A 25,180-nucleotide genomic window follows, 5' to 3' on the forward strand; every position below is an offset into this window, starting at 1 on the left:
GCAGCAAGCTTGTCAGAAAAACGATCATGTCGTGTGCAACACGATCGTTTTTCGGGCGTTCTGACAACCCCGAATCGACAACCCGACGCACAATGTTCTCGCAATCGCAATTGATGGCGCTGCTTGCCGCGCTCCCTGATCCTGTATTCATTCTGACGCGTAACGGACGCTACGCCGCCATTCATGGTGGCTCGGATTCCCGTTATTACCATGACGGCAGTGCCCTGGTCGGCAAGTACATGCATGATGTACTGCATGAAGAAAAGAGCAACTGGTTTTCGGCACAGATTGCCGAAGCCCTTTCTTCCCGAAGCCTGCATATCGTGGAATACGCTCTTGCCGGCAGCGATGTCCGCGGACTGGAATCGGCAGGTCCCGACCATACGATCTGGTTCGAAGGACGCGTGCAGGCACTCGATTTTCTTGTCGACGGCGAAGAGGCTGTCCTTTGGGTCGCCAGCAACGTCACGCGCCGCCACGAACTCGAAGCGCAGCTACGCACACAATGCGAGACGGATCCGCTGACGGGCCTCCTGAACCGCCGCAGAATGCTCGACGTGATGGCATCGAACTTTGATGTCTTTCGCCGTTACGAGACGCCTGCGACGCTCTTCATGTTCGATGTCGACGCCTTCAAGAGCATCAACGACAAGCATGGGCATTTCAAGGGCGATGCCGCCTTGCTTGCCATCGCCGCCCTCTGCAAGACCGAATTACGCGCCACGGATCATGCCGCCCGATTTGGCGGGGACGAGTTCGTGATCCTGATGCCGCATACACACTGCAAGGATGCATCGCAGATCATCGAACGCCTGCATCAACGCATCGCCGAGGACATGCATGACCTGGGAATCGTAGGTGCCGGCACCATCAGCGGCGGCTTCAGCGAACTGATTGCCGGCGACAGCTCCTACACCGAAGTCATGCAGCGCGCGGACGAGGCGCTGTACAAGGCCAAGCGTGCCGGCGGCAATCTGGTTCTCCCCTATACTGATGACTGATCGGGATTTTCGTCTTCACTTTTCCCATGCGTGCCGCACATTAGTCGGGCAGCACGCCATGTTTTCCAGGGTGGTAATGCGCGGTTACTTCGCGCTTGCCCAAACCGGTAATAACAGGCAATAAGGCGCAGCCATGAAGCCACGCATCACCGTCATCACCCTCGGCGTCGACGATCTGGAGCGCGCCGTTGCGTTTTACCGCGACGGCCTAGGCCTGCAGACGCAAGGCATCATCGGCGCAGAATTTCCGCATGGCGCCGTCGCCTTCTTCGATCTGCAGGCAGGCCTCAAGCTGGCGCTGTGGCCGCGTGCCAGCATTGCGCACGACAGCGGACTCACGCGCTCTCCTTCCTCGCCGACCGACTGCACGATAGGCCACAATGTCGCGTCGCAAGATGAAGTCGATACCGTGATGACGCAGGCACAGGCAGCCGGTGCCACCATCGTCAAACCCGCGCACGCCACCTTCTGGGGCGGCTATGCCGGCTACTTCCAGGACCCGGATCGTCATTTGTGGGAAGTGGTCTGGAATCCGCAATTCGACCTCAGTTCACCCACCTTCGATTGAATTGCGGTAAGGTTTGACGACGGGGCCATCGCCCCGTGATTACTTTCCGGAAGCATCGGCACCGAGGAGGCATCATGTCCGTACGCATCGTCAGGCTGGGCAGCGCGCGCAGCAGCAACGAAGGACTGCGCATCGGCACCGTGCGACGCCCGCCGCGCGGCGTCCCCAAATCCGAATTCGCTGCACAAAACTGGTACGACGTCTGGTTTCCCAACCTCTCGCCCTCACCCGAAGCGGTCAAACTTGCACATCATGCAAAGACCGCTGCAGACTGGCGTGCCTTCTTCAACAAATATCGCATCGAGATGGCAACCCCGGAAAACCAGCATGCGATTGCCCTGCTGGCCGCGTTATCGCATCAAACAGATTTTTCGGTCGGCTGTTACTGCGAGGATGAAAAACATTGTCATCGCTCCGTATTGCGCTCACTGCTCGCACGCCAGGGGGCACGCATTGCCGGCTGAAGATGGCATGGAAGAGGTAATCAAAGATACTCATTCACGGAAAGGATCCAGATCGATGAACAGAATGCCGGCATTGCTGCTCTGCCTCACCCTTTTTGCATCCACCGCGAAAGCCGCGTCGAACGACGACGAACGCATCGTCCGGCACGCCGTCTTCCCGTCGACGCAGGCGACGGTCGTCATTGCCGAAGGCGATCTCGAACCGCGCAGCATCGGCAGCTACAGCGTGCGCCTGTATGCGAAAGGCGAGCCGGGCTTTCCCTACGACAGTTTCGTCACCGGACTGGTGCGCCCGCGCGACGGCGGTATCGAGAAACTGCTGTTCGCCGATGTGGATGGAGATAGCAAGCCAGACATCGTCGTGACCGTACGCGCAGCCGGCAGCGGCGGCTTCCTGTCGGCCGATGCCTTCCGCTTCGACGGCAAGAAACTGACGCTGCTGTCGTCGGTCGCCGGTCTGGACGGCAGTGCCGATCCGGTCGCCGCGCTGAAAACCGCATTCAGGAATCGCCGCTGATTTGCCGCCGGCACGAGCAGGCCGCCCGTGCCTTTTGTTTTTCTTTTTCCGACAAGCGATTTACATCCAGCCGCCAGCGGCCAGCGAGACCAGGCCGCCGCCCAGCAGCAGCCACAACGGATGAATGCGCGTGCGCCACGCCAATAGCGCAGTCACCACCGTGATCGCCGTCAGCAATACGTTGCGATCTGCCGCATGTGCGATCACCGCCGCACTGGCTGCGACCACGCCGGCCGTCACCGGCACCAGTCCGGCCTGGATGATGCGGCGCCACGGGTTGTCCTTGAAACGCGTCCATGCATGCAGCGCCACGATCGTCAGTATCGACGACGGGCCGAACTTGGCGACCGACGTCACGATGAAGCCGGCCCAGCCGGCAACATGCCAGCCGATCAGCGGCACGATCATCATGTTCGGCCCCGGCGCCGCCTGACTCAATGCGAACAATGCACTGAATTCCCGCGCCGTCATCCACTGATGCACTTCCACCACCTGTCGCTGCATCTCCGGCAGGATCGTGTTGCCGCCGCCGAAGGCCAGCAGCGCCAGCTGCGAAAAGATCAGCGCCAGCGCAATCAGCGTCGCGATCATTTGCGCACCCTCTTACCGATTTTCACGATGAAGATGCTGACCGGTGTCATCGCCAGCATCGTCCACAGCAACGGCAGACGCAGCAAGGCAATTGCACAAAAGCAGATGGCAGCGACTATCAGCATCGGCAGGCTGCCCCGAAGCTGACGCACGATCTTGATCGCCATCGCTACCAGCAGCCCGGCCGCCGCCGCCGCGAGGCCGGCAAACAGATGCGCGACCAGCGGATCGTTCTGATAGCGCTCATACAGCATACCGAGCAGCACCACCACCATCGACGGCACCGCGATCAACCCCAGCAGTCCGGCGATGCCACCGCGCACGCCGCGAAAGCGCATGCCGACCGCGACCGACATATTGATCATGTTGCCGCCGGGGAGAAACTGGCACAGCCCCAGCATCTCGGTGAATTCCTCCTCACTGAGCCAGCGCCTGCGCTCGACCAGCATCCGGTGCGCCAGCGGCAGCGCACCGCCGAAGGCCATCATGCCGAGTCCGAGAAAGCCGAGGAACAGTTCCATCGTCGTCGGCATGGCAGGTTCCGTATCCGCTGATGCGGCCCCGATGGTGGCAGGCATTATTTCCTGTTGCGATTCATCTCGCATTTGCTGTTGCGTTTCCATGCGTAAAGGTTACGCTCGCACTGGCATACTGTCTAATATATGATTTAGCATAAAATCATACTTTTTAAATATGTCATCCATTGACCTGCGCCTGCTGCGCTACTTCGTCGCCGTCGCCGAAGAGGGCCATTTGACCAAAGCCGCGCAGCGCCTCGGCATCCAGCAACCGCCGTTGAGCCAGCAAATTCGCGCGCTAGAAAAAGAGTTAGGCGTCGCCCTGTTCCGCCGCCTGCCGCGCGGAATGGAACTGACCGAAAGCGGTCATGCCCTGCTGGCCGATGCACACCTGATCCTCGAACAGGTCGGCACGACGATCGACAGCGTGCGCCGCATCGCGCGCGGCGAGCGCGGGCGCATCGCAATCGGCTTCACCGAAACCGCCTCGCTGAATCCGCTGATTCCCGCCGTCATTCGCGCCTTCCGTCAAAGCTCGCCCGATGTCGCGCTGGCAATCGAGGAAAGCAACACGGCAGAACTGGTCGAAGCGCTATTGAGAAATCGGCTGGACGTGGCTTTCATCCGCTCACCGGTCGGCAATGCTGCCGGCCTGAAGATGGAAACGATGCTGGTGGAAGAAATGATCGCGGCGCTACCGGCCACGCATCCGCTGCTGCGCGGACAAGGCCGGCGCCGCAAGAGCCTGCCGCTGACGGCTTTGGCGAAGGAAGACTTCATCCTGAACCGCCGTCCCAGCGGCCCCGGACTGTACGACACCGTGATCGCCGCCTGCCGCGCCGCCGGCTTCAGTCCGCGCGTGGTGCAGGAAGCGCGCAAGTACCTATCGACGCTGAGCCAGGTCGCCGCCGGTCTCGGCGTCACCATCGTGCCGGCGTCGATGCGGCATGTGCAACTGGAAGGCGTCGTCTATCTGCAGCTGGAACAGGCGCCCGGCCTGCGCGCGCCGCTGCATCTGGCGTATCGCGATGCGCCGCAGTCGGGCGCGGTAGAGAGGATGATTGTCGAAGCGAGAAAGTTTGCCGCGCCGGAAGACGGCTGACGCGGCCGGAAAGGAATCTGAAAAGGAAATCAGGTCTTCGGCAGCGTCACGCCATGCTGGCCCTGGTACTTGCCGCCGCGATCCTTGTACGAGGTTTCGCAGACTTCATCGCTCTCGAAGAACAGCACCTGCGCACAGCCCTCACCCGCATAAATCTTCGCCGGCAGCGGCGTCGTGTTCGAGAATTCCAGCGTCACATAGCCTTCCCATTCCGGCTCGAACGGCGTCACGTTGACGATGATGCCGCAGCGCGCATACGTCGATTTGCCAAGGCAGATCGTCAGCACGTTGCGCGGAATGCGGAAGTATTCGACGGTGCGCGCCAGCGCGAACGAGTTCGGCGGAATGATGCAGACGTCGCCCTTGAAATCGACGAACGATTTCTCGTCGAAATTCTTCGGATCGACGATCGTCGAATTAATGTTGGTGAAAATCTTGAATTCGTCCGCGCAGCGAATATCGTAGCCGTACGACGAGGTGCCATAGGAAACGATCTTATGCCCGTCCGACTGGCGCACCTGCCCCGGCTCGAACGGTTCGATCATGCCGTGCTGCTCCGCCATGCGGCGTATCCATTTGTCGGATTTGATGGACATAGTCTCTGCTTTGCGTCGAGGGTTGAGGAAATCCGGCAATTCTACGCGAAATCGAGGGAGCAGCCTGCCGGAACCAACCTCTGATGCGATTTCCTTACTCGCGGTAACCCGTCCCATCTGCATACATACAAAGACGCTCATCTGGTCTAACCAGATACAAGTATCACCCTGCCCTTACCAAACTATTTAGGCGGTCTAAATCCCATGTTTATGGCAAATATTCTTATTTTTCAATGACATGCATTTTTCGTTTATTGACTTAGACAATGTCACGATCATATGATGCGGCGATCTAAATATAGTTAGGCAGCCATGAAGATCGCCGACCATATCAAGCATTCTTTGGATGCCTGCGATAGCAAAGACTTGGATAAGGCAATGCTCTTTGCATGCCTTGCGGTCGACGGCACCGCAAAGAAAATGTATCCGGAAATTGAGAAGGTGGGAGAGAGATTCAGGAAGTTCATTGTTGAGCATCTCGACATTATCGAATTGATGCATGGCGGTTTAAACCTTCAAGAAACGGTTTTTCCATTCAAAAATAACAAGGGCAAGATCGGCATCAAGTTCGAGGACATCGTCTATGAGAAATTTCGCTGCAACTTAGCGCATGGTGACGAGCTGCCAGATGGGTATGGCGTTACTGTTAAGGTGGCAGATGGCATTCAGCAATTCATGATCGATATCGAGCACCAATCGATGACTTTGCCAGAGAGTGCTATCTATGCTCTTGGCTTGCCATGCGTCCTTGCGCCAGTGAATGTGGATCAGAGAATTGGAAACAACCAATACCACTATCGCGATCCAATTAACCACTATCCCATCGACCGTTGGTGGGGAAAGGTTGAGTGTGCGAGAAGCATCATGGATTTCGAGAATCAAGTTAGGGTCAAGATGGATTTTTCGAATGTTTGGCCATCAGCATAAGCTGCCTAACCCTTCGGTCAAGCGGGACCGTCTTCCGGCGTTCCGCCTCCAGCCGGCCCCTTACCTCCAACGTTAGAAGTTTGGCCCATGCTTACGCCCATTGAGCAAAAGATCCTGGAAACCCAGTCGCTTGAGGAGGCGACGGCTGCCCTTGAACATCTTCTGTCGGGTGGATATTCGGTCACGCCCGATGGCCAGATTTACTACATTCGTCAGCTTGTCGCTCAAGTGAAAGGCTTGCGAATCGAAATCTTCTCCCGCGAACACCCACCTCCACATTTTCATGTCAGTGGCGGCGGAATAGATGCAACCTTCTCGATTGCGGATTGCTCTCTACAAGAAGGAAAAATTGGCGGCAGGGAGCGCGCCTTAATTGAATGGTGGTTCGAAAGAAGCCGTCCAATCCTTGTTAGCGCTTGGAACGCTACGCGCCCATCTGATTGTCCAGTTGGGCCAATCACGCTATGACAAAAACTTCTAACCCTTAGGCCCCCTGGTACTCGAATGGACAAGGCGCGTAAGAAATGATGCTTTCTAACCTTTCGGTCAAGAGGGACGCTCCGCCGGCAAGCCGGCGGAGCGTCCCTTACCTCCAACGTTATACAAAATGAACCCTATCGATTGGCTCCTCGACAGAAACCTTGGATATCGCCATCTCTCAGATGGCGAAAAAGAAGCCATGACTCATTTTGTGATGCTTTGGACTTTGTTCGAAGCCGAGGTTCTCCGCACAAAAGCAAGCATTGGCGGAATATTTGATGTCGTTAATGAGCTTTGCGGAAAAGGCTTACTAAGCCGAGATGAGTTCGTTCCCGCACTAGGCTATTGGAAAGACCGATATCTAGATGGCGGACAACCAAACTATTACTTTGAGCGGCTGCGTTTTCGAGATAACGACAAACAGGAGTTTGTGCTCTCTGTGCTCAAAGAGGAAGCGGTCGAACTCTCTGAAATTGCCACTGCACTTCTAATCATCGTGTATCGCATACGCAATAATTTATTCCATGGCTCGAAGTGGAGTTTTGCAATGCTCGGGCAAAAAGAAAACTTTACGTTCTCTAGCCATTTGCTAATGCACGTGTATGACGCCCATGAGCAAAAGGCGCTTGTATAACCTTTCGGTCAAGCGGGACCGCCTTCCGGCGTGCCGCCTCCAGACGACCCCTTACCTCCAACGTTAGGACTCACTACATGACATCAACGCAGTCAATGGATGAAGTACACGCCAACTACGTAACGCTGATGGGGGACGATCTTGGCACTGCTTTCGCAGCGCTTCATCGCAAGCTAATTGAACTACATATGGTGTGGCAACAGTACCAGCAGCTCTTCGGTACGAATCAAGGGACAGTGGAGCTCTTAAACCGCACGGCTGGGCTATTTTTCAAGATCACTCAAGACGAAATATGGGATAGCGTTTTGCTTGGCATATCTCGGATGACTGACCCGCCGGAGACCCGCGGCAAGAAGAATTTAACCATTCACTCGCTGCCCGCTTTGATTAAGGATCCCGCGCTGAAGCAAGAGCTGGAGACTCTATGCGAGGCAGCGTTGGAACAGGCGGCTTTCGCAAGAGAGCACCGAAATAAGCGCATCGCTCATCAAGATCACGGGTATGCCACCGATCGAGCGGCACATGCTCTCAATGGCATCAGCCGAGAGCGCGTAAAGTCCACGCTTGCAGCTATAGGCAAGGTGATGAACCGCCTAAATCTGCACTTCAAAGACAGCACTACCCTCTACGATGAATTCATTGATGATAGTGGCGCCAGAGTGCTTATCTCAAAGCTGCGCAAGTTTGAGCGTCTTAAAGATGCGCCGGGTGCACTCTAACAATCCATTCAAACCGACGCCTCTTCGCAGCGCGGCTTAATTCAGGCATTAGGAGCTTATTCGATGGTTCTTCGTAACATCTACTGCATTGTTTTACCATTATTGTTTGCAACAAGTGCGTTTGCCGAGCTAAGTCAGAATGAATTCAGACCACATCTTACAGACTGCGCTACATTCTTCGGCTTGGTGTCTCAATCCAACACGGATCGAACTGCACAATACAAGTCAATGGCATTTGTATTCTCGCTATATGCAGCAGAAGTCATAGGCCCGGAAGAAATAGATAAAGAGCTTATCCTTTCCAAGGGGAAAATTTCTGAGTTAATTTCAAGAGCACAAAGCAATGATGATAAAGATGCTATTGGCGCACAAGTTTCGCTTTGTATGACTACCCTTGAAAAAGCAGAGAAGATTATTCGTCCAAAGATGTCAGAGCCAAGCAAATCAATGACACCAGAGCTGTTCAAATGAACAATACCTCTAACCTTTCGGTTAAGGGGACGCTCCGCCGGCAAGCAGACTCCGCGCCCCTTCCTCCAACGTAACATATGAGCACATCAGCCATACATAGAGGCCCAGGTCTTTACATCGTCACGTTAACAAACACGCATCCAATTTCCGTCAATGCTGATCGTCCGGCAATCGCAGAACGCTGCATCAAAGTAACCCATGACAATTGCAAATTCGGAAAAGCACTTAATCTCAACTCACGACGCGCAAATTACTTCAAAACCTTTGGGAAACAATATGTTCGGTTCTTTCCCATTGCAGCAGTAGCCGAACCACATTTAGTGGAGTCCTTGATCGCAAAAGAGTTACTCCCCTTCCGCATTCGCGGTTTGACGGGAAGACCTAGTGAATGGCTGTCAGGTATATCGCCACAAATGGTAGAGACGATTGTTTTAACCTCTCTAGTGAATTCCGGTCTTGAGTTCACGTTACTCGGAAGTTTGGTTACCGATTAACTTGTCACCTAATCTGTCTACCAACCAAGCACGATAAAACGACAACTTTTCCTATCTCTGCATCGACTCCCATACCTTCTGCAGCCGCTTGACCGACACCGGCATCGGCGTCCGCAATTCCTGCGCAAACAACGACACGCGCAGTTCCTCTAGCATCCAGCGGTATTCGGTCATCTTCGGATCGCCGTACCTATCCTTCAACGCACGCTGCCACGGCTGCGCGGCCTGCTGCCATTCGGCCATCGCCTTCGCATCGCGTGTGGGATCGGCACGCAGCTTGTCGATGCGCGTGGCGATGGCTTTCAGGTAGCGCGGGAAATGCGATAGCTGCGTGTAATCGGTATCGGCAATGAGACGCTTGCCGACCAGGCCTTGCAATTGCGACTGCATGTCGTTGAACGCCTGCGTGTGCGCCTTCACCGTCTGCAGCTTTTTCGGCAGCGCGTGGTATTCGGCGAGGATGGTGCCGGCCAGGCGCGCAATTTCGTTGACCAGCAGGCCAAGGCGGGACTTGCCTTCGTCGCGGCGCGTGTTGAATTCCTGCGCGTTCTTCGGCAGCGGTTCCTGCAGGCAGGCGCGTTCCAGTCCTTTTTCGATGATCTGGTCGCGCAGTTCTTCCTGCGTGCCGAGCGCCATGAACTGCATGCCCATCTGCTGCAGGCCGGGGATGTTCTTGTCGAGGAACTTCAGTTGTTCCTTCAGTTGCAGTGCGAACAGACGGCGCAGGCCGATGCGGTGCGTGCGCGCGGCTTCGTCCGGGTCGTCGAAGACTTCGATGTCGCAGTGCGTCTTGCGATCCACCAATGCCGGAAAGCCGATCAACGTCTGTTTGCCGCGCTGGATTTCCAGCAGTTCCGGCAGTTCGCCGAAGGTCCAGCCGGTCAGGTTCTGGTGTTCGGCCGCAGCGGATGCATTCTGCTGTCCACCCTTTGCCGGCGCAGCGGCCGGCTTGCCTGTCGAAGCCGTCGTCGGCTCGGCCACGGTCGGCGCGGTTTTCTCAGCCAGACGCTGGAAACTCTCGCGCGCCTGCCCGCCAAGTTCCGACCGCAGCGCACCGAGATTGCGCCCCATGTCCAGTTGCCTACCGTGCTCGTCGGTCACCTTGAAGTTCATGAAGTGATGCGCGGGCAGCGTTTCCAGCTTGTAGTCGGTGGTCCTGGTCATCACCGTGGTCTGTTCGCGCACGTCGGCGATCACGGCATCGAGCAGGCTGCCACGGCCGAAGGTGTGCTTGTCCTGCACGCGGTCGCAGAAGCCGGCTGCGTAATCGGGCAGCGGTACGCAATGGCGGCGCAACTTCTGCGGCAGCGATTTCAACAGCAGATGCACCTTCTCCTTCAGCATGCCGGGCACCAGCCATTCGCTGCGTTCGGCCGAGACCTGGTTCAGCGCGTACAGCGGCACGGCCAGCGTGACGCCGTCGCGCGGCGAGCCAGGTTCGAAGTGGTAGGTCAGGCCCATCTCGATGCCCGCGACGTTCATCGCCTTGGGGAACAGTTCGGTCGTCACGCCGGCCGCCTCGTGGCGCATCAGGTCGTCGCGGTTCAGGTAGAGCAGCTTCGGTTCGTTGGCCGAGGCGTCCTTGACCCATTTCTCGAAGCCGATGCCGTTGACCACGTCGGCCGGAATCTGCTTGTCGTAGAAGGCGGCAATCAGATGATCGTCCACCAGCACGTCGATGCGGCGCGACTTGTGTTCGAGGTTTTCGATCTCGCGCACCAGTTTCTGGTTGTGCGCGAAGAACGGCAGGCGCGTGTCGAAATCGCCGCCGACCAGCGCATCGCGAATGAAAATCTCGCGCGCTTCGGTCGGATTGATGAGGCCGTAGTTGATGCGGCGCTGGCTATAGACGACGAGGCCGTACAGCGTCGCGCGCTCGTAGGCCGAGACCTGTGCCGTGCGCTTTTCCCAACGCGGCTCACCGTAGGATTTTTTCAGCAGATGGCCGGCCACGCGTTCCAGCCATTCGGGCTGGATCTGCGCGATGCAGCGCGCGTACAGCCGCGACGTATCGATCAGTTCAGCGGCCATGATCCACTTGCCTGCCTTTTTCGATAGTGACGAGCCGGGCCAGATGTGGAACTTGATGCCGCGTGCCCCCAGATAGTGAGGCTCGTCCTCGGCCTTGAAGCCGATGTTGCCGAGCAGGCCGGTCAGCAGCGCCGTATGCAGCTGTTCGTAGGTCGCCGGCAGTTCGTTCAGCCGCCAGCCCTGCTCGCGCACGATGGTCAGCAGTTGCGAATGCACGTCGCGCCATTCGCGCAGACGCAGTTGCGACAGGAAATTGGCGCGGCATTCTTCCTGCAATTGCCGGTTCGTTTTCTTGTGCTCGATCGCCTCCTGGAACCACTTCCAGATTTTCAGGTAGCTCTGGAATTCGGATTTGTCGTCGGCGAACTTCTTGTGCGCGGTATCGGCTGCGTTCTGCGCTTCCATCGGCCGGTCGCGCGGGTCCTGCACCGATAATGCCGATGCGATGATCAGCATTTCGGAGAGGCAGGCGTTCTGCCGCGCGGCGAGGATCATGCGGCCGACGCGCGGATCGAGCGGCAGGCGCGCCAGTTCACGGCCGAGCTTGGTCAGGCGGTTGTCGTCATCGACGGCGCCGAGTTCCTGCAACAACTGGTAGCCATCGGCGATCGCGCGGCCCAGCGGTGGTTCGATGAAGGGAAACTCTTCCACATCGGTCAAATGCAGCGACTTCATCCGCAGGATGACGGACGCCAGCGACGAACGCAGGATTTCCGGATCGGTGAATTTCGGCCGCTGCAGATAATCCTGCTCGTCGTACAGGCGAATGCAGACGCCCGCGGCGACACGGCCGCAACGGCCGGCGCGCTGGTTGGCGGCCGATTGCGCGACCGGCTCGATCTGCAGTTGCTCGACCTTGTTGCGGTAGCTGTAGCGCTTGACGCGCGCGAGGCCGGCATCGACCACGTAGCGGATGCCGGGCACCGTCAGCGAGGTTTCAGCGACGTTGGTCGCCAGCACGATGCGGCGCGCGTTGGTTGGTTTGAAGATGCGTTCCTGCTCCTGCGCGGACAGGCGCGCGAACAGCGGCAGGATTTCCACGTGCGGCGGATGATGCTTGCGCAGCGCTTCGGCGGCATCGCGAATTTCGCGCTCGCCCGGCAGGAACACCAGCACGTCGCCGGAACCGATGCGCGCCAGTTCATCGACGGCATCGACCACGGCGTCCATCAGGTCGCGCTGGCTGCGTTCCTTCGCGGCCTGTGTGGAACGGCGGCCAGCGGCGGCATCGGCGCTTTTGTTCGGATTCGCGTTCGGGTTGTTCTGCACATTCGGCACGCGATCCTGCTCGACCGGGCGATAGCGGATTTCCACCGGATACAGCCGGCCCGACACCTCGATCACCGGCGGCACCCTGTCGCCCTGCGTGAAGTGGCGCGCAAAGCGCTCGGCATCGATGGTCGCCGACGTGATGATGACTTTCAGGTCCGGCCGCTTCGGCAGCAACTGCTTCAGGTAACCGAGCAGGAAGTCGATGTTCAGGCTGCGCTCGTGCGCCTCGTCGATGATGATGGTGTCGTATTGACGCAGCAAGGGATCGGTCTGCGTCTCCGCCAGCAGGATGCCATCGGTCATCAGCTTGATCCACGCGCCCTTGCTCAGGGTGTCGTTGAAGCGGACCTTGAAGCCGACGTGCTCGCCTGGCGGCGTGCCGAGTTCCTGCGCAATGCGCTTGGCGGTCGAGGAAGCGGCAATGCGGCGCGGCTGCGTATGGCCGATCAGCCCCTTCTCGCCGCGCCCCAGTTCGAGGCAGATTTTCGGCAGCTGCGTGGTCTTGCCGGAACCGGTCTCGCCGCTGACGATGACGACTTGGCTGTCGCGAATCGCCTTGGCGATGTCGTCGCGCTTGCCGGAAACCGGCAACTCTTCGGGAAACGTGACGGGCGGCAGCGGATTGCGCACCGGCGGCACGGCAGGAGACGGTTTGCTGCCGGCGGGACGATGACGTGCGGAAGACGGTTTTTGCGGGGTGTTTTCAGATGCGGACATGTGGACGGAATTATACAGAGCGCACGCTTTCGCCGCCCCTGGCCGCCCTTTGTTCCGCATGGCTGTTTATAATGCGCGGATGGAAAACGCCGAACAATTCGTCCAGTGGCTGCGCTCGGTCGCGCCCTACATCCATGCCTTCCGCGGCAAGACCTTCGTGGTCGCCTTTCCGGGCGAATTGGTCACCGCCGGCGCACTGCCGGTGCTGGCACACGATCTGTCGCTGCTGCATGCGCTTGGCATCAAGATCGTGCTGGTGCACGGCTCGCGCCCGCAGGTGGCCGAACAACTAGGGCTGCGTAACGTCGAAGGCCGTTTTCACAATGGCGTGCGCATCACCGATACGGCCGCGCTCGAATGCGCGAAGGAAGCCGCCGGCGAACTGCGCCTCGATATCGAGGCCGCCTTCAGCCAGGGCTTGCCGAACACGCCGATGGCGCATGCGGCGATCCGCATCATCTCCGGCAACTTCGTCACCGCGCGTCCGCTCGGCGTGATCGACGGCGTCGACCACGAACTGACCGGCGTCACGCGCAAGATCGCCTACGAAACCATCCATCCGATCCTGAACGCCGGCGGCCTGGTGCTGCTGTCGCCGCTGGGCTTTTCGCCGACCGGTGAAATCTTCAACCTGACGATGGAAGATGTGGCCGTTTCCGCCGCCACCGCGCTGCGCGCCGACAAGCTGATCTTCATCACCGAAACGCCGATGATCACCGACAACGCCGGCACTGAAGTCCGCGAATTGTCGTCGCATCAGGCAAATGCCGTGCTCGACTACAGCTGCATCCCGGCCGATTCCGCCTTCTATCTGCAGCATGCAGTCAAGGCCTGTAACGCCGGCGTTGGCCGCGCGCACATCGTGCCGTTCTCGACCGACGGCTCGGCACTGCTGGAGCTGTTCACGCACGATGGCGTCGGCACCATGGTCACGTTCGAAAACGTCGAAAGCCTGCGCGATGCGACCATCGAGGACGTCGGCGGCATCATCAAGCTGATCGAACCGTACGAAGCGGACGGCACGCTGGTCAAGCGCGGCCGCGAACTGATCGAGCGCGAGATTCATCACTTCTCCGTCATCGAACACGATGGCGTGATCTTCGGCTGTGCGGCGCTCTACCCGTTCCCGAACGACGCCATGGGCGAAATGGCCTGCCTGATCGTCAATCAGGATGCGCAAACGCAGGGCGATGGCGAGCGTCTGCTGAAGCACATCGAGAATCGCGCGCGCGCCGCCGGCATGAAGAAACTGTTTGCACTGACGACGCGCACCGCGCACTGGTTCCTGAAGCGCGGTTTCGTGCCGGCAACCGTGGACGATCTGCCGAAGGACAGGCAACATATGTACAACTGGCAGCGCAAGTCGCTGGTCTTCATCAAGAAACTCTAAAAATTCCGGCCGCCGCCATCGATGTGCGTGGCGGCCTTGTTCAACAAGCCGCGCAATATGAATATGCGCCGGCCTTTTCAAGGAAACAGAAAATGACTCGCATGATCCACTGCGTCAAACTCGACAAGGAAGCCGAAGGACTGGATTTCCCGCCGTATCCGGGCGAACTTGGCAAACGCATCTACGAAAGCGTCTCGAAGGAAGCCTGGGCCGGCTGGCTCAAGCACCAGACGATGCTGGTCAACGAAAACCGCCTGAACCTGGCCGACGTGCGCGCCCGCAAATATCTGGCCGCACAGATGGAAAAACACTTCTTCGGCGAAGGCGCGGATCAGGCTGTCGGCTACGTGCCGCCGACGTATTAAGCCGTATCGGATACGCCGCATCGGCATACGAAAAAGCCCGCAGCGAGCGGGCTTTTTTCATGGATGCGCGGAGGTACATCAGTAGAACTTCACTTCGCCGTTCTTCACGTCCAGCATCGCGCCGACGACCTTGATCTCGTTCTTTGCCACCATTTCACGCAGCACAGGACTCTGATCCAGCAGGTTCTGCACGGTCAGGTGCACGTTCTTTTCCGATACGGCATTGACGAAGGCATGATTGTGCGAACTGCGGTCGCTGCCGTGCACGTCCGGCGTCGCATCGACGGCAGGACGGATCTTCTTCAGCAGGCCGGTCAGATTGCCCAGCGCCACATCGTCGCAAGCACCTTTGACCGCGCCGCATGAGGTATGGCCGAGGATGACGATCAGTTTGGCACCCGCCACTTTTGCACCGTATTCCAGGCTGCCGAGAACGTCTTCATTGACGATGTTGCCCGCCACGCGCGAGCTGAAGGCATCGCCCACGCCCAGATCGAAAACCTGCGTCGGCGAAGAACGCGAATCGATGCAGCTGACGATCTGCACGAACGGGAACTGGCCGTTCTTGCCGGTCGCCGCAATCTGCGCACGATGATCGGATTGCAGCGCCTGTCCGGACACATAGCGCGCATTGCCGTCCTTCAGTAATTGCAGCGCCTGATCCGCCGTGACCTGCTGCTGCAACGGCTGCGTCATCACTGCCGGATGGACAGTCGAGGACGCTGCCGCCTGTTGCTGCTTCATCGCTTGCTGTGTCATCGGTTGCTGGGCACATGCCGCCAGCATCAACGCCATGACGCTTGTCGTTACCAATGCGCTTGCCTTGCGCATGCCTGCCGCCTTACCTGAAAACTGCATACTTTCTCCTTGTTCTTTGAAAAATTATTAAAAATGCAATTTCTTGCGCGACGAATTTTAATGTTTTTTTAACATTCGTGAAATCGCTTTTTTAAGGAAAGACCGCTCGGAAAAGCCTGACAACACGAAGCGTCAGGCGACGCTCCGCATCGGGGGAAAACTGCCGGAGAGACAGTCTATTTCGGCAGGCGCACGACGGTGCGCATCGTCTGCGTGGCAAGGAAGATTTCGCGCAGCAGGTAACTGAAACTCGCCAGCAGGCTGACCATCGCCAGTACGAAGAAGGCGGCGATGTATTTCGACAGGTCGATATTCAGCGCATCGCCGACGAACAGCGAGATGATGACCAGCGAGATCATCAGCGCACAAGCCGTCGCCAGCACGATGGCGCGGTTGATCAGATGGGAGCGGGAATACAGCGTGATCAGCTCGTCGCGATAATCGCCGGCATGCGCCTCATCCTCTTCCTTGCGGAACTTGTCCTCGAGAATGCGCGAACGATCGACGATGCGGGCGAGCCGGTTCGTCAGCACGGTCAGCGTCGTGCCGACGCCGGTCAGCAGGAACACCGGCGCGACGGACAACTGGATGATGTGGCCGATATCGTTGAGTTCGATTTGCATGACGTTGTGTTCTTCCCGACCGTACACGAATTGAAACGGATGAAGCCCGCCGCGGGATCGCCACGACGGTTGTCCGCATTATGCATCAGGCGACGCGGCCTGCGACGCTTTCCCGCAGCCGATCCGCATCGAATGCGACAGCGAAGAGATTCAGGCGGCGGCCTGCTTCTCTGTCTGCTTCTCCATCTCGCCGCCCAGTGCAGCAACCAGGTCGGCCAGCATCTTCGCCAGCTCGCCAGTCATCAGCATCATGTCGGCATCGAAGCGTTCGTCGTCATTCTGCGAAGTCGCATCGGTGTTTTCCTTCAGCACGTCCAGCGGCGCAATGCGCTTGATCGTCAGCGATTCGGTCAGCACGAAGGAGATGCGGTCGGCCCAGGTCATCGCCAGCCGCGTGCACTGCTTGCCGGCTTCGATATGGCGACGCACGTCGTCCGCTTCCAGCGTGTGGCGCACGTAGCGCACGGTGGCCTTGCCTTCGGTATTGGAACGCAGCTCGGTATCCTGGTCGACGGTGAAGTTGTACGGCGCTTCATCCGCCAGCAGCCACGACGTCATCGCCGACATCGGCGATTGCACCACGTGCAGCGATTCCAGCGGCAGCTTGTCGATCGCCTTGAACAGCAGCTTCAGCACTTCATCGGCCTTGGCCGCGCTGCCGGCATCCACGACCAGCCAGCCGTTGACCGGATCGATCCAGACCCAGGTCGAACGCCAGACGCTGAATGCGCGCGGCAGCAGTTCGTCAGCGACCTGCTCCTTCAGTTCCTTCATCTGGCGGCGGCCCGGCTTGAAGCCCTGCTGTTCTTCCAGTTCGGCAGCCTTGATCTTCGTCACCTGATTGACGACGCTGGACGGCAGCAGCTTCTTTTCGGTACCCAGCAACAGCAGCATCTGCTTGCCGACGGCATGCACGAGCGAACCGTTGTCGCGCGGCGAAATCCAGCCCTGGCTTTGCAGTTCGAGGCTGGAGCACGGCTGGAAGGCAAACGGCGCAAGATCCGCCTCAAGCTGCGCGGATGTGATCGGCCAATGCGACGGCAGACGGTAAACCTGGAGATTCTTGAACCACATGAGCAATGTCCCGGCGAAAAAAAGCGGCTATTCTACACGCGCCGCCTGCGCCGGACGAAGGAAGAATTCGTCTTGCAGTTCCTCATGGAAAATACGCGCGGCAGCGCCGGAAATACGACGGAAACACCTGCAAGCCGGTCGAGGGGAGCGGTTATAATACCGGCCATTCGCACTCCTGATCGCAGGCGCAGCGCGCGTTACCAGACAGAAACGGCGGCAATGCGGCATCGGAGCGGCAGACGCAACCAGCAGCAGCACTCACAGATCTACATGTCCAAAAGTTCACCCCGCAAGCCGATCGAAATCAAGATTTCCACCGTCGTCGCCGTCTCCGCGATCCTGCACGAGGCGGATCTCGCCGTGCTCGATGCAGCCATGCACGACATGACGAACGGCGATGCCGATTTCTTCGACGACGAATTTGCCGTGATCGATGTCGGCGCGCTGGAACCCGATACCGCGATCGACTGGTCCGCCATCGCCAGCCTGCTGAAATCCTACCGGCTCAACGCCGTGGCAGTGCGCAATGCATCGCCGGAGATGGCACCGCACGTATTGGCGGCCGGCCTGAGCCTGGACGGTTCTCTGAAGCCGCGCGCCGAAGTCGCGCCTGCTTCCATTCAGCCCGAGCAGGCAGAAATCGATCTGGAACCGGTCGCCGATTCGGTCGCCACGCAAGCGGCCGCGCCGGTCGAAACCACCGCACCGGCTATCGCATCAGCCGCTGCACCTGCCGCGCCTGCCGTTACGAACCGCACGATGATCGTCGATACGCCGGTACGTGCCGGCCAGCGCATCTATGCACGCGGCGCCGACCTGATCATCACAGCCGCCGTCAACAACGGTGCCGAAGTCATCGCCGACGGCAGCATCCACATTTACGCACCGCTGCGCGGCCGCGCGCTGGCCGGCGCCAACGGCGACACCGACGCGCGCATCTTCACGCTCAGCATGGAAGCGGAACTGGTTTCCATCGCCGGCATGTACCGCACCTTCGAGAATGGTTCGGAGCGCGCGCAGCAGCCAACCCAAATCCGTCTGATCGGCGACCGCATCGACATGCAGCCGATCAAGGCATCCGCATAACGCATACACACATATATCTCTTTAACGAAAGGGGCATCTTTTGGCAAAAATCATCGTTGTGACGTCCGGCAAGGGCGGCGTCGGCAAGACCACTTCCAGTGCGAGCTTTGCATCCGGTCTCGCGATGCGCGGCCACAAGACAGTCGTCATCGACTTCGACGTCGGCCTGCGCAATCTCGACCTGATCATGGGCTGCGAACGCCGCGTCGTGTATGACCTGATCAACGTCATCAACAAGGAAGCCACGCTGAATCAGGCGCTGATCAAGGACAAGCACTGCGACAATCTGTTCGTGCTGCCGGCCTCGCAGACGCGTGACAAGGATGCGCTGTCGGAAGAAGGCGTCGAACGCGTGCTGAACGATCTGGCCGCGATGGATTTCGAATACATCATCTGCGATTCGCCGGCCGGCATCGAGCACGGAGCCGTGATGGCGCTGACCTTCGCCGACGAAGCCGTCATCGTCACCAATCCGGAAGTGTCGTCGGTGCGCGATTCGGATCGCATCCTCGGCATCATTCAAGCCAAATCGCGCCGCGCGCTGAACGGCGGCGAACCGGTCAAGGAACATCTGCTGATCACCCGCTACGTGCCCAAGCGCGTCGAAGCCGGCGAAATGCTGTCGTATGCCGACGTGCAGGAAATCCTGCGCATCCCGCTGATCGGCATCATCCCGGAATCGGAATCGGTGCTGCATGCCTCCAACTCCGGCAATCCGGCGATCCATATCGAAGGCAGCGAAGTATCCGAAGCCTACAAGGACGTCGTCTCTCGCTTCCTCGGCGAAGAGAAGCCATTGCGCTTTACCGATTACGAAAAGCCAGGCTTCCTTCAGCGTATTTTCGGAGGCAAATGACCATGTCGCTTCTTTCTTTTCTGTTCAACAAGGAAACCAAATCTGCCAGCGCCGCCAAGGAACGCCTGCAGATCATCATCGCGCGCGAACGCAACGGCCGTGCCGGCCCCGACTTCCTGCCTGCACTGCACAAGGAACTGATCGGCGTGATTTCGAAGTACGTGAAGGTCAATCCGGAAGACATCAAGATTTCCGTCAACAGCCAGGGCAATCTGGAAGTGCTGGACGTGAACGTCGTGCTGCCGGAAGACATGGAACCCGTCAAATAAGCATCGCACGATGCGCTGCGGCATAAAGCGCCGCAGCGCTCGCTCAACCTCATCATCGGAGACCGCCATGAAAACCAAAGCCGCCGTCGCCTGGAAAGCAGGCCAACCGCTGACGATCGAGGAAGTCGAACTCGCCGGCCCGAAGGCTGGTGAAGTGCTGGTGGAAATCAAGGCCACCGGCATCTGCCACACCGATTACTACACACTGTCCGGTGCCGATCCGGAAGGCATCTTCCCGGCCATCCTCGGCCATGAAGGCGCGGGCGTCGTCGTCGACGTCGGCCCGGATGTGAAGGGCCTGCGAAAAGGCGACCACGTCATCCCGCTGTACACGCCGGAATGCCGCGAATGCAAATTCTGCCTGTCGCGCAAGACCAACCTGTGCCAGAAGATCCGCTCCACGCAAGGCCGCGGCCTGATGCCGGACGCGACGTCGCGCTTCTCGCTCGACGGCAAGCCGATCTTCCATTACATGGGCACCTCGACCTTCTCGAACTACGTGGTCGTGCCGGAGATCGCGCTGGCGAAGATCCGCGAGGACGCGCCATTCGACAAGGTTTGCTACATCGGCTGCGGCGTGACCACCGGCGTCGGTGCCGTGCTGTTCACTGCCAAGGTGGAAGCCGGCGCCAACGTCGTCGTGTTCGGCCTCGGTGGCATCGGCCTGAACGTGATCCAGGCAGCGCGCATGGTCGGTGCGGACAAGATCATCGGCGTCGACCTGAATCCGGAACGCGAAGCGATGGCGCGCAAGTTCGGCATGACGCACTTCATCAATCCGAAGAACGTGGAGAACGTCGTCGACGCCATCGTGCAACTGACCGACGGCGGTGCCGACTACAGCTTCGAATGCATCGGCAACACGACGACGATGCGCCAGGCGCTGGAGTGCTGCCACAAGGGCTGGGGCCAGTCGATCATCATCGGCGTGGCGGAAGCCGGTGCGGAAATCAGCACGCGTCCGTTCCAGCTGGTCACCGGCCGCGAATGGAAAGGTTCGGCCTTCGGCGGCGCGCGCGGCCGCACTGACGTACCGAAGATCGTCGACTGGTACATGGAAGGCAAGCTGAACATCGACGACCTGATCACGCACACACTGAAGCTGGATCAGATCAACGAAGGCTTCGATCTGATGAAGCGCGGCGAATCGATTCGTTCGGTCGTGATCTATTGATCGCGCACCGAACGCAGACGAAAGAAAGACAAACGAAACAAACGGAATTTGCGGGGAAGAAGTGGATATTGTCAGCCAGCACAAGTGCTTCAACGGCACACAGACTTTCTACAAGCACCAGTCGGTCTCGACCGGTTTGCCGATGACGTTTTCGGTGTACGAACCGCCGCAGGCAAAATCGCGCAAGGTGCCGGTGCTGTTCTATCTGGCCGGCCTGACCTGCACTGAAGAGACCTTCATGATCAAGGGCGGCGCGCAACGCTATGCGGCCGAGCACGGCATCATGCTGGTGTCGATGGATACCAGCCCGCGCCGCACCGGCATCAAGGGCGCGGCGGAAAGCTGGGACTTCGGCCACGGTGCCGGTTTCTATCTGGATGCGACGCAGCAGCCATGGGCGTCGCACTTCCGCATGGAGACCTATGTTGTCCATGAACTGCGCAACCTGATCCTGGAAAACTTCGCTGCCCTGCCCGACCGCATCGGCGTATTCGGCCACTCGATGGGCGGCCACGGCGCATTGACGCTGTCGCTGCGCCATCCGGAGATTTTCAAGTCGGTTTCCGCCTTCGCGCCGATCACCGCACCCAGCCTGTGCCCGTGGGGCCAGAAGGCGTTCTCGAACTATCTGGGCAGCGATCAATCCACGTGGGCGCAGCATGATGCGAGCGAGCTGATGCGCGCACGCAAGACGCCGTTCCCGCAAGGCATCCTGATCGATCAGGGATTGGAAGACGAATTCCTCGACATCCAGCTGCTGCCGCATCATTTCGAAGCCGCCTGCTGGGCAGCCGAACAGCCGCTGACGCTGCGCCGCCATTCCGGCTACGACCACAACTACTACTTCATCTCGACCTTCATGCAGGATCACATCGCCTGGCATGCGGCGATTCTGAACAAGTAAGCGCATAAGAAGCCGAAGAGGCCGAACCGCGCTTCGGCGTGCCGACTGCGCAAGCGATATTCGGAAGCAATATCCGGAAGCCGCAAACAAAAAAGGGATTCTGCATTGCAGAATCCCTTTTTCACATCGAACGGTTCTTGACCGGTCAGAACTCTTCCCAGTCGTCGGTATTCGTGTTGACCACCGGCTTCGGTGCCGGCACGCTGCGCGGTGCCGCCGGCGCAGCCGACCTGGCCGGTGCCGCCGCCACACTCGACGAGATCGCACGATGCTGCGGCTTCGCCTGCACGGCTGCCGCCGCCATATTACTGCCGGTGCGGAACACGCTGACGGCCTGCGCCAGTTGCTTGGCCTGATCCTGCAGCGAATCGGCTGCGGCAGCCGCTTCCTCGACCAGCGCCGCATTCTGCTGCGTCACCTGATCCATCTGCGTGACAGCCTGGTTCACCTGCTCGATACCGTCGCTTTGCTCCAGGCTGGCTGCCGTAATCTCGGCCATGATGTCGGCCACGCGCTTGACGCCGTCGACCAGCTCATTCATCGTCGTACCCGCCTCGGCCACCAGTTGGCTGCCGGTCTCGACCTTCTCGACGGAATCGCCGATCAGTCCCTTGATTTCCTTCGCCGCCGCTGCGGAGCGTTGCGCCAGCGTGCGCACTTCGCCTGCCACCACGGCAAAGCCACGACCCTGTTCGCCGGCACGCGCAGCTTCCACTGCAGCGTTCAGTGCCAGAATATTGGTCTGGAATGCAATGCCGTCGATGACGCTGATGATGTCGACAATCTTGCGCGACGACGTATTGATCTCGCCCATCGTATCGACCACTTGCGAAACCACCGTGCCGCCTTTGCTCGCCACTTCCGATGCCGAGACGGCAAGTTGGTTCGCCTGGCGCGCATTGTCCGCATTCTGCTTGACGGTGGAAGTCAGCTCTTCCATCGACGATGCGGTTTCTTCCAGCGAGCTGGCCTGCTCTTCGGTACGCGACGACAGGTCGAGGTTGCCGCTGGCGATTTCCGACGATGCTGTTGCGATCGCATCGGTGCCGAGACGAATCTGCGAGACGATGCGCACCAGATTGTTCTGCATGCGGCCGATCGAATCGAGCAATTGGCCCATTTCATCTTTGCTCGTCGGCAGGCTGCTGCGTGTCGTCAGGTCGCCTTCGGCCACCGATTCCGCGACCTTCACCGCTTCTCTCAACGGACGCGTGATGCCGACGGTGAGGCGCCATGCAATCAGTGCACCGAGCAACAGCGCGATGACGGTGCCGACGATCAGCGTATTGCGGCCCATGCCGAAATCGGCAGTGATCGACTGATCGACATTGGCGACTTCGTCATCGTAGTAATCCAGCACGTTCTTGACGCTTTCGACATAGGCATCCAGCGCCGGTACCAGCTTGGCGTCGATCTGGGCATTCGCGCCGGCGACATCGCCGCCTTCCTTGAGCGCGATGATGCCCTTGCGGGTGTCGATATAAGCCTTGCGTCGATTAGCCACTTCGGCAAACAGATCCTTCTCCTTGTCCGTCGTCAGCTGCTTTTCGAGTTTTCCCTGGATCGCGCTGATCTGCTTGCTTTGTGCAGCCATCGCTTTCTGGAAAAAATCTTCCGTGCTCGAATCCGTCGTCTTCACCACGGCCAGCGTGCGCGCCGCGTTGACGCTGGTGCCCAGCAGCCAGCTTTGTGCAGCCTTCTGCTTTTCCAGGGATTCGTCCACCATGTGGCGGGTAGACGCGTTGATGCTCTGCAGGCGCAGGATGCCATTGGCTCCCATGACCGCAACCAGCAGCAGAATCAGGCCGAAACCCAAACCAAGGCGCGTGCCTATTTTCATGTTTGCGATGCGCATCATTCTTCTTCTCCAAGAATTGTTATCGGTACTACAACTTCATTACGATTGCCGTACCGTTATCGCGGCTTCGGGCAATCGCTGTACAACATGGGCAATGACATGTCATTGCATGCTGCTGCTTTTTTATGCAGGATGAAAAGAGGCATCCTGTATTCAACAACGGCTGTTTACGGCCAAAGTTGACGGTGCCGCTGAAAATACATGCGGCTTTGTATTCACGTCTTGACGAAACGATCAGGGAAAGCCGCGAAACCGGACCTGCTCGGTTCCTTCGGCGCGCATGCTGGCTGAATCGGCATACGAGGCATGAATCACTTCAATCGATCAACGGGGAAGCCGGAACGGCAATGACGAACAGGCAGTTCCGAACTGCGCCAGTGTATTTTTCAAACGCGCATGGCATCGTGAAAAATCTTCACCGGTTTTCGTAATCGCATTCGGCAATTGCATCCTGCTTCCTGCGGCACTTTATAACCGATTCATTTCTTCATGCCAATATTTCGCCAGCGAAATGTGCCTGCTGCATGGCCTTTCCGACAACTTCATCACGCATGATTGTCGACGCATGCGATTGCACCCTGCGATCTGTTCGACAAAAATTTTTCACACTACCATTTCGGTAGCTATACAGAAAAACAACAAGGTGCAATCAATGCGCTGCTTGTCACTGCACCTTACTGTTGCGCTTCGCTTTCCTCTTTTTCCGCCGGCAAGCTGACCGTGTCGCCCTCCGGAATGCCATCGCTTTGCCAGCGATCGAACTCGGCCATGATCACTTCGTGCGTCTTCTGGCTGATTTCCGGCAATGTGCCGCCGAGCATCTCGGCTGCTTCCTTGAATCCCTTTTCCACGGCAGCGCGGATGGTGTCCAGCCTGGATGGATCGCCGCCCACCGCCATCTTTGCAAAACTGAGAATGCGTTCGGCAACCTGCTTCACGCCGAATTCGCCATCCTCGGCAATCGCTGCTTTCGCCTTGGCAATCGTCGCCGCATCGACGGTCAATTGCTGTTCACCGCTGACGACCTTCGCCATGTTCAGGCCCTGCTGCTTCACCAGCGGCACGATCAGATCGATGATGGCTTGCGCCTTGCGGTTGGATTCTTCCAGCATGCTTGCCAGATCCGGCGCCTGTGCGGTGCCGTTGCGCGGATCCGCGTAAGTCACGGGATCGGGCGACTGGCCCTGCAGCGTCACCTTGTCGGTTGCGACAGGCGCTGTCTCGTCAGTTGCGGATGCGTTGCGTGCGCTCGCTGCTGCGGGCGGCAAGGACGGCGTCAAATAATTGGAAATCGTGATGCTCATGGCTTGGGCCTTTCATGATCGGAATAACGAGTGCATAACGCAATGGCAACATTGCACGCTGCGGCAATCCCATGATCGAAATAACGGCAGAAAACCGGAAAAGATGAGCGCGAAAAAACAGCTGGATGCGCGGATGGCAATTCCGTAATCGGCGAAATATGGCGACGGCTTGCCTTTGCAGCAACGCTCTTGCATTCCATGCAAGGAAAATATGCATCGGCCCGCATCGACAACGGTCAAAGCTGTCATACTGTCGCCTTTCCCGCCTGTCCTTATTTATGTGCGGCTTCGCCGCCATCACCGGCATCGTCCGGTTC

Annotated in this window: 28 protein-coding genes; 18 read left to right on the plus strand and 10 right to left on the minus strand. The window is 58.7% G+C overall.

The window, feature by feature from the left end:
- The first annotated feature begins 92 nt into the window (after positions 1-92).
- The 4 genes from IEV40_RS02395 to IEV40_RS02410 all read left to right on the plus strand — a co-directional run bounded on the left by IEV40_RS02395 (position 93) and on the right by IEV40_RS02410 (position 2,550).
- Positions 93-1,001 (plus strand): GGDEF domain-containing protein, encoded by a 909-nt coding sequence (locus IEV40_RS02395; protein WP_188419354.1) that lies wholly within the window; start codon positions 93-95, stop codon positions 999-1,001.
- 133 nt (positions 1,002-1,134) lie between these two features.
- Positions 1,135-1,569 (plus strand): VOC family protein, encoded by a 435-nt coding sequence (locus tag IEV40_RS02400; protein ID WP_188419355.1) that lies wholly within the window; start codon positions 1,135-1,137, stop codon positions 1,567-1,569.
- Positions 1,570-1,643: 74 nt separating this feature from the next.
- The gene (locus IEV40_RS02405) at positions 1,644-2,033 is read left to right on the plus strand and encodes a DUF488 domain-containing protein (protein WP_188419356.1); all 390 of its coding nucleotides are present in this window, start codon (positions 1,644-1,646) and stop codon (positions 2,031-2,033) included.
- A gap of 55 nt (positions 2,034-2,088) precedes the next feature.
- The gene (locus IEV40_RS02410) at positions 2,089-2,550 is read left to right on the plus strand and encodes a PliI family lysozyme inhibitor of I-type lysozyme (RefSeq protein ID WP_188419357.1); all 462 of its coding nucleotides are present in this window, start codon (positions 2,089-2,091) and stop codon (positions 2,548-2,550) included.
- A gap of 60 nt (positions 2,551-2,610) precedes the next feature.
- Here the strand turns inward: IEV40_RS02410 and IEV40_RS02415 are convergent, their stop codons facing one another.
- Positions 2,611-3,141 carry a chromate transporter gene (locus IEV40_RS02415; protein WP_188419358.1) on the minus strand — a complete coding sequence of 177 codons (531 nt, stop codon included), beginning with the start codon at positions 3,139-3,141 and terminating at the stop codon, positions 2,611-2,613.
- Complete coding sequence (locus tag IEV40_RS02420) at positions 3,138-3,719, minus strand: chromate transporter (protein WP_188419359.1); 582 nt, start codon at positions 3,717-3,719, stop codon at positions 3,138-3,140. Before IEV40_RS02420 ends, IEV40_RS02415 begins: the two co-directional genes overlap by 4 nt.
- Positions 3,720-3,834: 115 nt before the next feature.
- Here IEV40_RS02420 and IEV40_RS02425 point away from each other — a divergent pair, with 115 nt between their 5' ends.
- A complete protein-coding gene (locus IEV40_RS02425) occupies positions 3,835-4,761 on the plus strand; it encodes a LysR family transcriptional regulator (RefSeq protein ID WP_188419360.1) in 927 nt (308 codons plus the stop codon).
- Between the two features lie 29 nt (positions 4,762-4,790).
- Here the strand turns inward: IEV40_RS02425 and dcd are convergent, their stop codons facing one another.
- Positions 4,791-5,357: a dCTP deaminase gene (dcd, locus tag IEV40_RS02430; protein WP_188419361.1), complete on the minus strand. Its 567-nt coding sequence runs from the start codon at positions 5,355-5,357 to the stop codon at positions 4,791-4,793.
- 312 nt (positions 5,358-5,669) lie between these two features.
- On the opposite strand from dcd, the gene IEV40_RS02435 reads away from it, so the two are divergent.
- The 6 genes from IEV40_RS02435 to IEV40_RS02460 all read left to right on the plus strand — a co-directional run bounded on the left by IEV40_RS02435 (position 5,670) and on the right by IEV40_RS02460 (position 9,082).
- Positions 5,670-6,284, plus strand: coding sequence for an Rv1289 family protein (locus IEV40_RS02435; protein ID WP_188419362.1), 615 nt, complete (start codon positions 5,670-5,672; stop codon positions 6,282-6,284).
- Positions 6,285-6,371: 87 nt separating this feature from the next.
- On the plus strand, positions 6,372-6,752 hold the full coding sequence (locus tag IEV40_RS02440; RefSeq protein WP_188419363.1) for a DUF4160 domain-containing protein: 381 nt from the start codon (positions 6,372-6,374) through the stop codon (positions 6,750-6,752).
- A 139-nt stretch (positions 6,753-6,891) separates the two neighbouring features.
- Complete coding sequence (locus IEV40_RS02445) at positions 6,892-7,398, plus strand: hypothetical protein (protein ID WP_188420032.1); 507 nt, start codon at positions 6,892-6,894, stop codon at positions 7,396-7,398.
- A gap of 77 nt (positions 7,399-7,475) precedes the next feature.
- Positions 7,476-8,117 carry an AbiU2 domain-containing protein gene (locus tag IEV40_RS02450; protein ID WP_188419364.1) on the plus strand — a complete coding sequence of 214 codons (642 nt, stop codon included), beginning with the start codon at positions 7,476-7,478 and terminating at the stop codon, positions 8,115-8,117.
- 63 nt (positions 8,118-8,180) lie between these two features.
- The gene (locus IEV40_RS02455) at positions 8,181-8,588 is read left to right on the plus strand and encodes a hypothetical protein (RefSeq protein ID WP_188419365.1); all 408 of its coding nucleotides are present in this window, start codon (positions 8,181-8,183) and stop codon (positions 8,586-8,588) included.
- A gap of 77 nt (positions 8,589-8,665) precedes the next feature.
- The gene (locus IEV40_RS02460) at positions 8,666-9,082 is read left to right on the plus strand and encodes a hypothetical protein (protein ID WP_188419366.1); all 417 of its coding nucleotides are present in this window, start codon (positions 8,666-8,668) and stop codon (positions 9,080-9,082) included.
- Between the two features lie 51 nt (positions 9,083-9,133).
- Here IEV40_RS02460 and hrpA read toward each other — a convergent pair whose 3' ends face one another.
- Entirely contained in the window at positions 9,134-13,102 is a 3,969-nt protein-coding gene (gene hrpA, locus IEV40_RS02465) for an ATP-dependent RNA helicase HrpA (protein WP_188419367.1), read from the minus strand.
- Between the two features lie 58 nt (positions 13,103-13,160).
- On the opposite strand from hrpA, the gene argA reads away from it, so the two are divergent.
- Positions 13,161-14,492 (plus strand): amino-acid N-acetyltransferase, encoded by a 1,332-nt coding sequence (gene argA / locus IEV40_RS02470; protein ID WP_229723922.1) that lies wholly within the window; start codon positions 13,161-13,163, stop codon positions 14,490-14,492.
- Positions 14,493-14,584: 92 nt separating this feature from the next.
- Positions 14,585-14,857, plus strand: coding sequence for an oxidative damage protection protein (locus IEV40_RS02475; protein WP_188419369.1), 273 nt, complete (start codon positions 14,585-14,587; stop codon positions 14,855-14,857).
- 78 nt (positions 14,858-14,935) lie between these two features.
- Here the strand turns inward: IEV40_RS02475 and IEV40_RS02480 are convergent, their stop codons facing one another.
- From IEV40_RS02480 to IEV40_RS02490, 3 genes are all read right to left on the minus strand, one after another.
- Positions 14,936-15,715: a carbonic anhydrase family protein gene (locus IEV40_RS02480; protein ID WP_229723923.1), complete on the minus strand. Its 780-nt coding sequence runs from the start codon at positions 15,713-15,715 to the stop codon at positions 14,936-14,938.
- A gap of 176 nt (positions 15,716-15,891) precedes the next feature.
- Positions 15,892-16,338 carry a DUF2721 domain-containing protein gene (locus IEV40_RS02485; RefSeq protein WP_188419370.1) on the minus strand — a complete coding sequence of 149 codons (447 nt, stop codon included), beginning with the start codon at positions 16,336-16,338 and terminating at the stop codon, positions 15,892-15,894.
- A gap of 150 nt (positions 16,339-16,488) precedes the next feature.
- Entirely contained in the window at positions 16,489-17,412 is a 924-nt protein-coding gene (locus tag IEV40_RS02490; protein ID WP_188419371.1) for a recombination-associated protein RdgC, read from the minus strand.
- Between the two features lie 270 nt (positions 17,413-17,682).
- Between IEV40_RS02490 and minC the strand changes: the two genes are divergently transcribed.
- The 5 genes from minC (at position 17,683) to fghA (ending at position 21,701) form a co-directional block, all read left to right on the plus strand.
- Positions 17,683-18,498: a septum site-determining protein MinC gene (gene minC / locus IEV40_RS02495; RefSeq protein ID WP_188419372.1), complete on the plus strand. Its 816-nt coding sequence runs from the start codon at positions 17,683-17,685 to the stop codon at positions 18,496-18,498.
- A gap of 40 nt (positions 18,499-18,538) precedes the next feature.
- Positions 18,539-19,354 (plus strand): septum site-determining protein MinD, encoded by an 816-nt coding sequence (gene minD, locus IEV40_RS02500; protein WP_188419373.1) that lies wholly within the window; start codon positions 18,539-18,541, stop codon positions 19,352-19,354.
- Between the two features lie 2 nt (positions 19,355-19,356).
- Entirely contained in the window at positions 19,357-19,623 is a 267-nt protein-coding gene (minE, locus tag IEV40_RS02505) for a cell division topological specificity factor MinE (protein WP_188419374.1), read from the plus strand.
- Positions 19,624-19,690: 67 nt separating this feature from the next.
- The gene (locus IEV40_RS02510; RefSeq protein WP_188419375.1) at positions 19,691-20,797 is read left to right on the plus strand and encodes an S-(hydroxymethyl)glutathione dehydrogenase/class III alcohol dehydrogenase; all 1,107 of its coding nucleotides are present in this window, start codon (positions 19,691-19,693) and stop codon (positions 20,795-20,797) included.
- Between the two features lie 61 nt (positions 20,798-20,858).
- Positions 20,859-21,701: an S-formylglutathione hydrolase gene (gene fghA / locus IEV40_RS02515; RefSeq protein WP_188419376.1), complete on the plus strand. Its 843-nt coding sequence runs from the start codon at positions 20,859-20,861 to the stop codon at positions 21,699-21,701.
- A 145-nt stretch (positions 21,702-21,846) separates the two neighbouring features.
- On the opposite strand, the gene IEV40_RS02520 is transcribed toward fghA, so the two are convergent.
- From IEV40_RS02520 to IEV40_RS02530, 3 genes are all read right to left on the minus strand, one after another.
- On the minus strand, positions 21,847-23,556 hold the full coding sequence (locus IEV40_RS02520; protein ID WP_188419978.1) for a methyl-accepting chemotaxis protein: 1,710 nt from the start codon (positions 23,554-23,556) through the stop codon (positions 21,847-21,849).
- Between the two features lie 677 nt (positions 23,557-24,233).
- Entirely contained in the window at positions 24,234-24,863 is a 630-nt protein-coding gene (locus tag IEV40_RS02525; RefSeq protein WP_188419377.1) for a hypothetical protein, read from the minus strand.
- Complete coding sequence (locus tag IEV40_RS02530; RefSeq protein WP_188419378.1) at positions 24,784-25,170, minus strand: hypothetical protein; 387 nt, start codon at positions 25,168-25,170, stop codon at positions 24,784-24,786. The genes IEV40_RS02525 and IEV40_RS02530 overlap by 80 nt, the downstream gene beginning before the upstream one ends.
- Between the last annotated feature and the right edge of the window lie 10 nt (positions 25,171-25,180).

It is taken from the genome of Oxalicibacterium solurbis, from assembly GCF_014635845.1.
Classification (GTDB): Bacteria; Pseudomonadota; Gammaproteobacteria; order Burkholderiales; family Burkholderiaceae_D; genus Oxalicibacterium; species Oxalicibacterium solurbis.

Excerpts from the sequence above, each read along its gene's own strand:
- minC (WP_188419372.1), top strand. The coding sequence starts at position 17,683 with ATGTCCAAAAGTTCACCCCGCAAGCCGATCGAAATCAAGATTTCCACC.
- IEV40_RS02450 (WP_188419364.1), top strand. The coding sequence starts at position 7,476 with ATGACATCAACGCAGTCAATGGATGAAGTACACGCCAACTACGTAACG.
- IEV40_RS02530 (WP_188419378.1), bottom strand. The coding sequence starts at position 25,170 with ATGCCGGTGATGGCGGCGAAGCCGCACATAAATAAGGACAGGCGGGAA.
- IEV40_RS02395 (WP_188419354.1), top strand. The coding sequence starts at position 93 with ATGTTCTCGCAATCGCAATTGATGGCGCTGCTTGCCGCGCTCCCTGAT.
- dcd (WP_188419361.1), bottom strand. The coding sequence starts at position 5,357 with ATGTCCATCAAATCCGACAAATGGATACGCCGCATGGCGGAGCAGCAC.
- IEV40_RS02510 (WP_188419375.1), top strand. The coding sequence starts at position 19,691 with ATGAAAACCAAAGCCGCCGTCGCCTGGAAAGCAGGCCAACCGCTGACG.
- IEV40_RS02455 (WP_188419365.1), top strand. The coding sequence starts at position 8,181 with ATGGTTCTTCGTAACATCTACTGCATTGTTTTACCATTATTGTTTGCA.
- IEV40_RS02490 (WP_188419371.1), bottom strand. The coding sequence starts at position 17,412 with ATGTGGTTCAAGAATCTCCAGGTTTACCGTCTGCCGTCGCATTGGCCG.
- IEV40_RS02485 (WP_188419370.1), bottom strand. The coding sequence starts at position 16,338 with ATGCAAATCGAACTCAACGATATCGGCCACATCATCCAGTTGTCCGTC.
- IEV40_RS02420 (WP_188419359.1), bottom strand. The coding sequence starts at position 3,719 with ATGCCTGCCACCATCGGGGCCGCATCAGCGGATACGGAACCTGCCATG.
- IEV40_RS02460 (WP_188419366.1), top strand. The coding sequence starts at position 8,666 with ATGAGCACATCAGCCATACATAGAGGCCCAGGTCTTTACATCGTCACG.
- minE (WP_188419374.1), top strand. The coding sequence starts at position 19,357 with ATGTCGCTTCTTTCTTTTCTGTTCAACAAGGAAACCAAATCTGCCAGC.
- IEV40_RS02480 (WP_229723923.1), bottom strand. The coding sequence starts at position 15,715 with ATGCAGTTTTCAGGTAAGGCGGCAGGCATGCGCAAGGCAAGCGCATTG.
- IEV40_RS02445 (WP_188420032.1), top strand. The coding sequence starts at position 6,892 with ATGAACCCTATCGATTGGCTCCTCGACAGAAACCTTGGATATCGCCAT.
- IEV40_RS02435 (WP_188419362.1), top strand. The coding sequence starts at position 5,670 with ATGAAGATCGCCGACCATATCAAGCATTCTTTGGATGCCTGCGATAGC.
- IEV40_RS02440 (WP_188419363.1), top strand. The coding sequence starts at position 6,372 with ATGCTTACGCCCATTGAGCAAAAGATCCTGGAAACCCAGTCGCTTGAG.
- IEV40_RS02405 (WP_188419356.1), top strand. The coding sequence starts at position 1,644 with ATGTCCGTACGCATCGTCAGGCTGGGCAGCGCGCGCAGCAGCAACGAA.
- argA (WP_229723922.1), top strand. The coding sequence starts at position 13,161 with ATGGCTGTTTATAATGCGCGGATGGAAAACGCCGAACAATTCGTCCAG.
- hrpA (WP_188419367.1), bottom strand. The coding sequence starts at position 13,102 with ATGTCCGCATCTGAAAACACCCCGCAAAAACCGTCTTCCGCACGTCAT.
- IEV40_RS02520 (WP_188419978.1), bottom strand. The coding sequence starts at position 23,556 with ATGCGCATCGCAAACATGAAAATAGGCACGCGCCTTGGTTTGGGTTTC.
- IEV40_RS02410 (WP_188419357.1), top strand. The coding sequence starts at position 2,089 with ATGAACAGAATGCCGGCATTGCTGCTCTGCCTCACCCTTTTTGCATCC.
- IEV40_RS02425 (WP_188419360.1), top strand. The coding sequence starts at position 3,835 with ATGTCATCCATTGACCTGCGCCTGCTGCGCTACTTCGTCGCCGTCGCC.
- IEV40_RS02525 (WP_188419377.1), bottom strand. The coding sequence starts at position 24,863 with ATGAGCATCACGATTTCCAATTATTTGACGCCGTCCTTGCCGCCCGCA.
- IEV40_RS02400 (WP_188419355.1), top strand. The coding sequence starts at position 1,135 with ATGAAGCCACGCATCACCGTCATCACCCTCGGCGTCGACGATCTGGAG.
- IEV40_RS02475 (WP_188419369.1), top strand. The coding sequence starts at position 14,585 with ATGACTCGCATGATCCACTGCGTCAAACTCGACAAGGAAGCCGAAGGA.
- IEV40_RS02415 (WP_188419358.1), bottom strand. The coding sequence starts at position 3,141 with ATGATCGCGACGCTGATTGCGCTGGCGCTGATCTTTTCGCAGCTGGCG.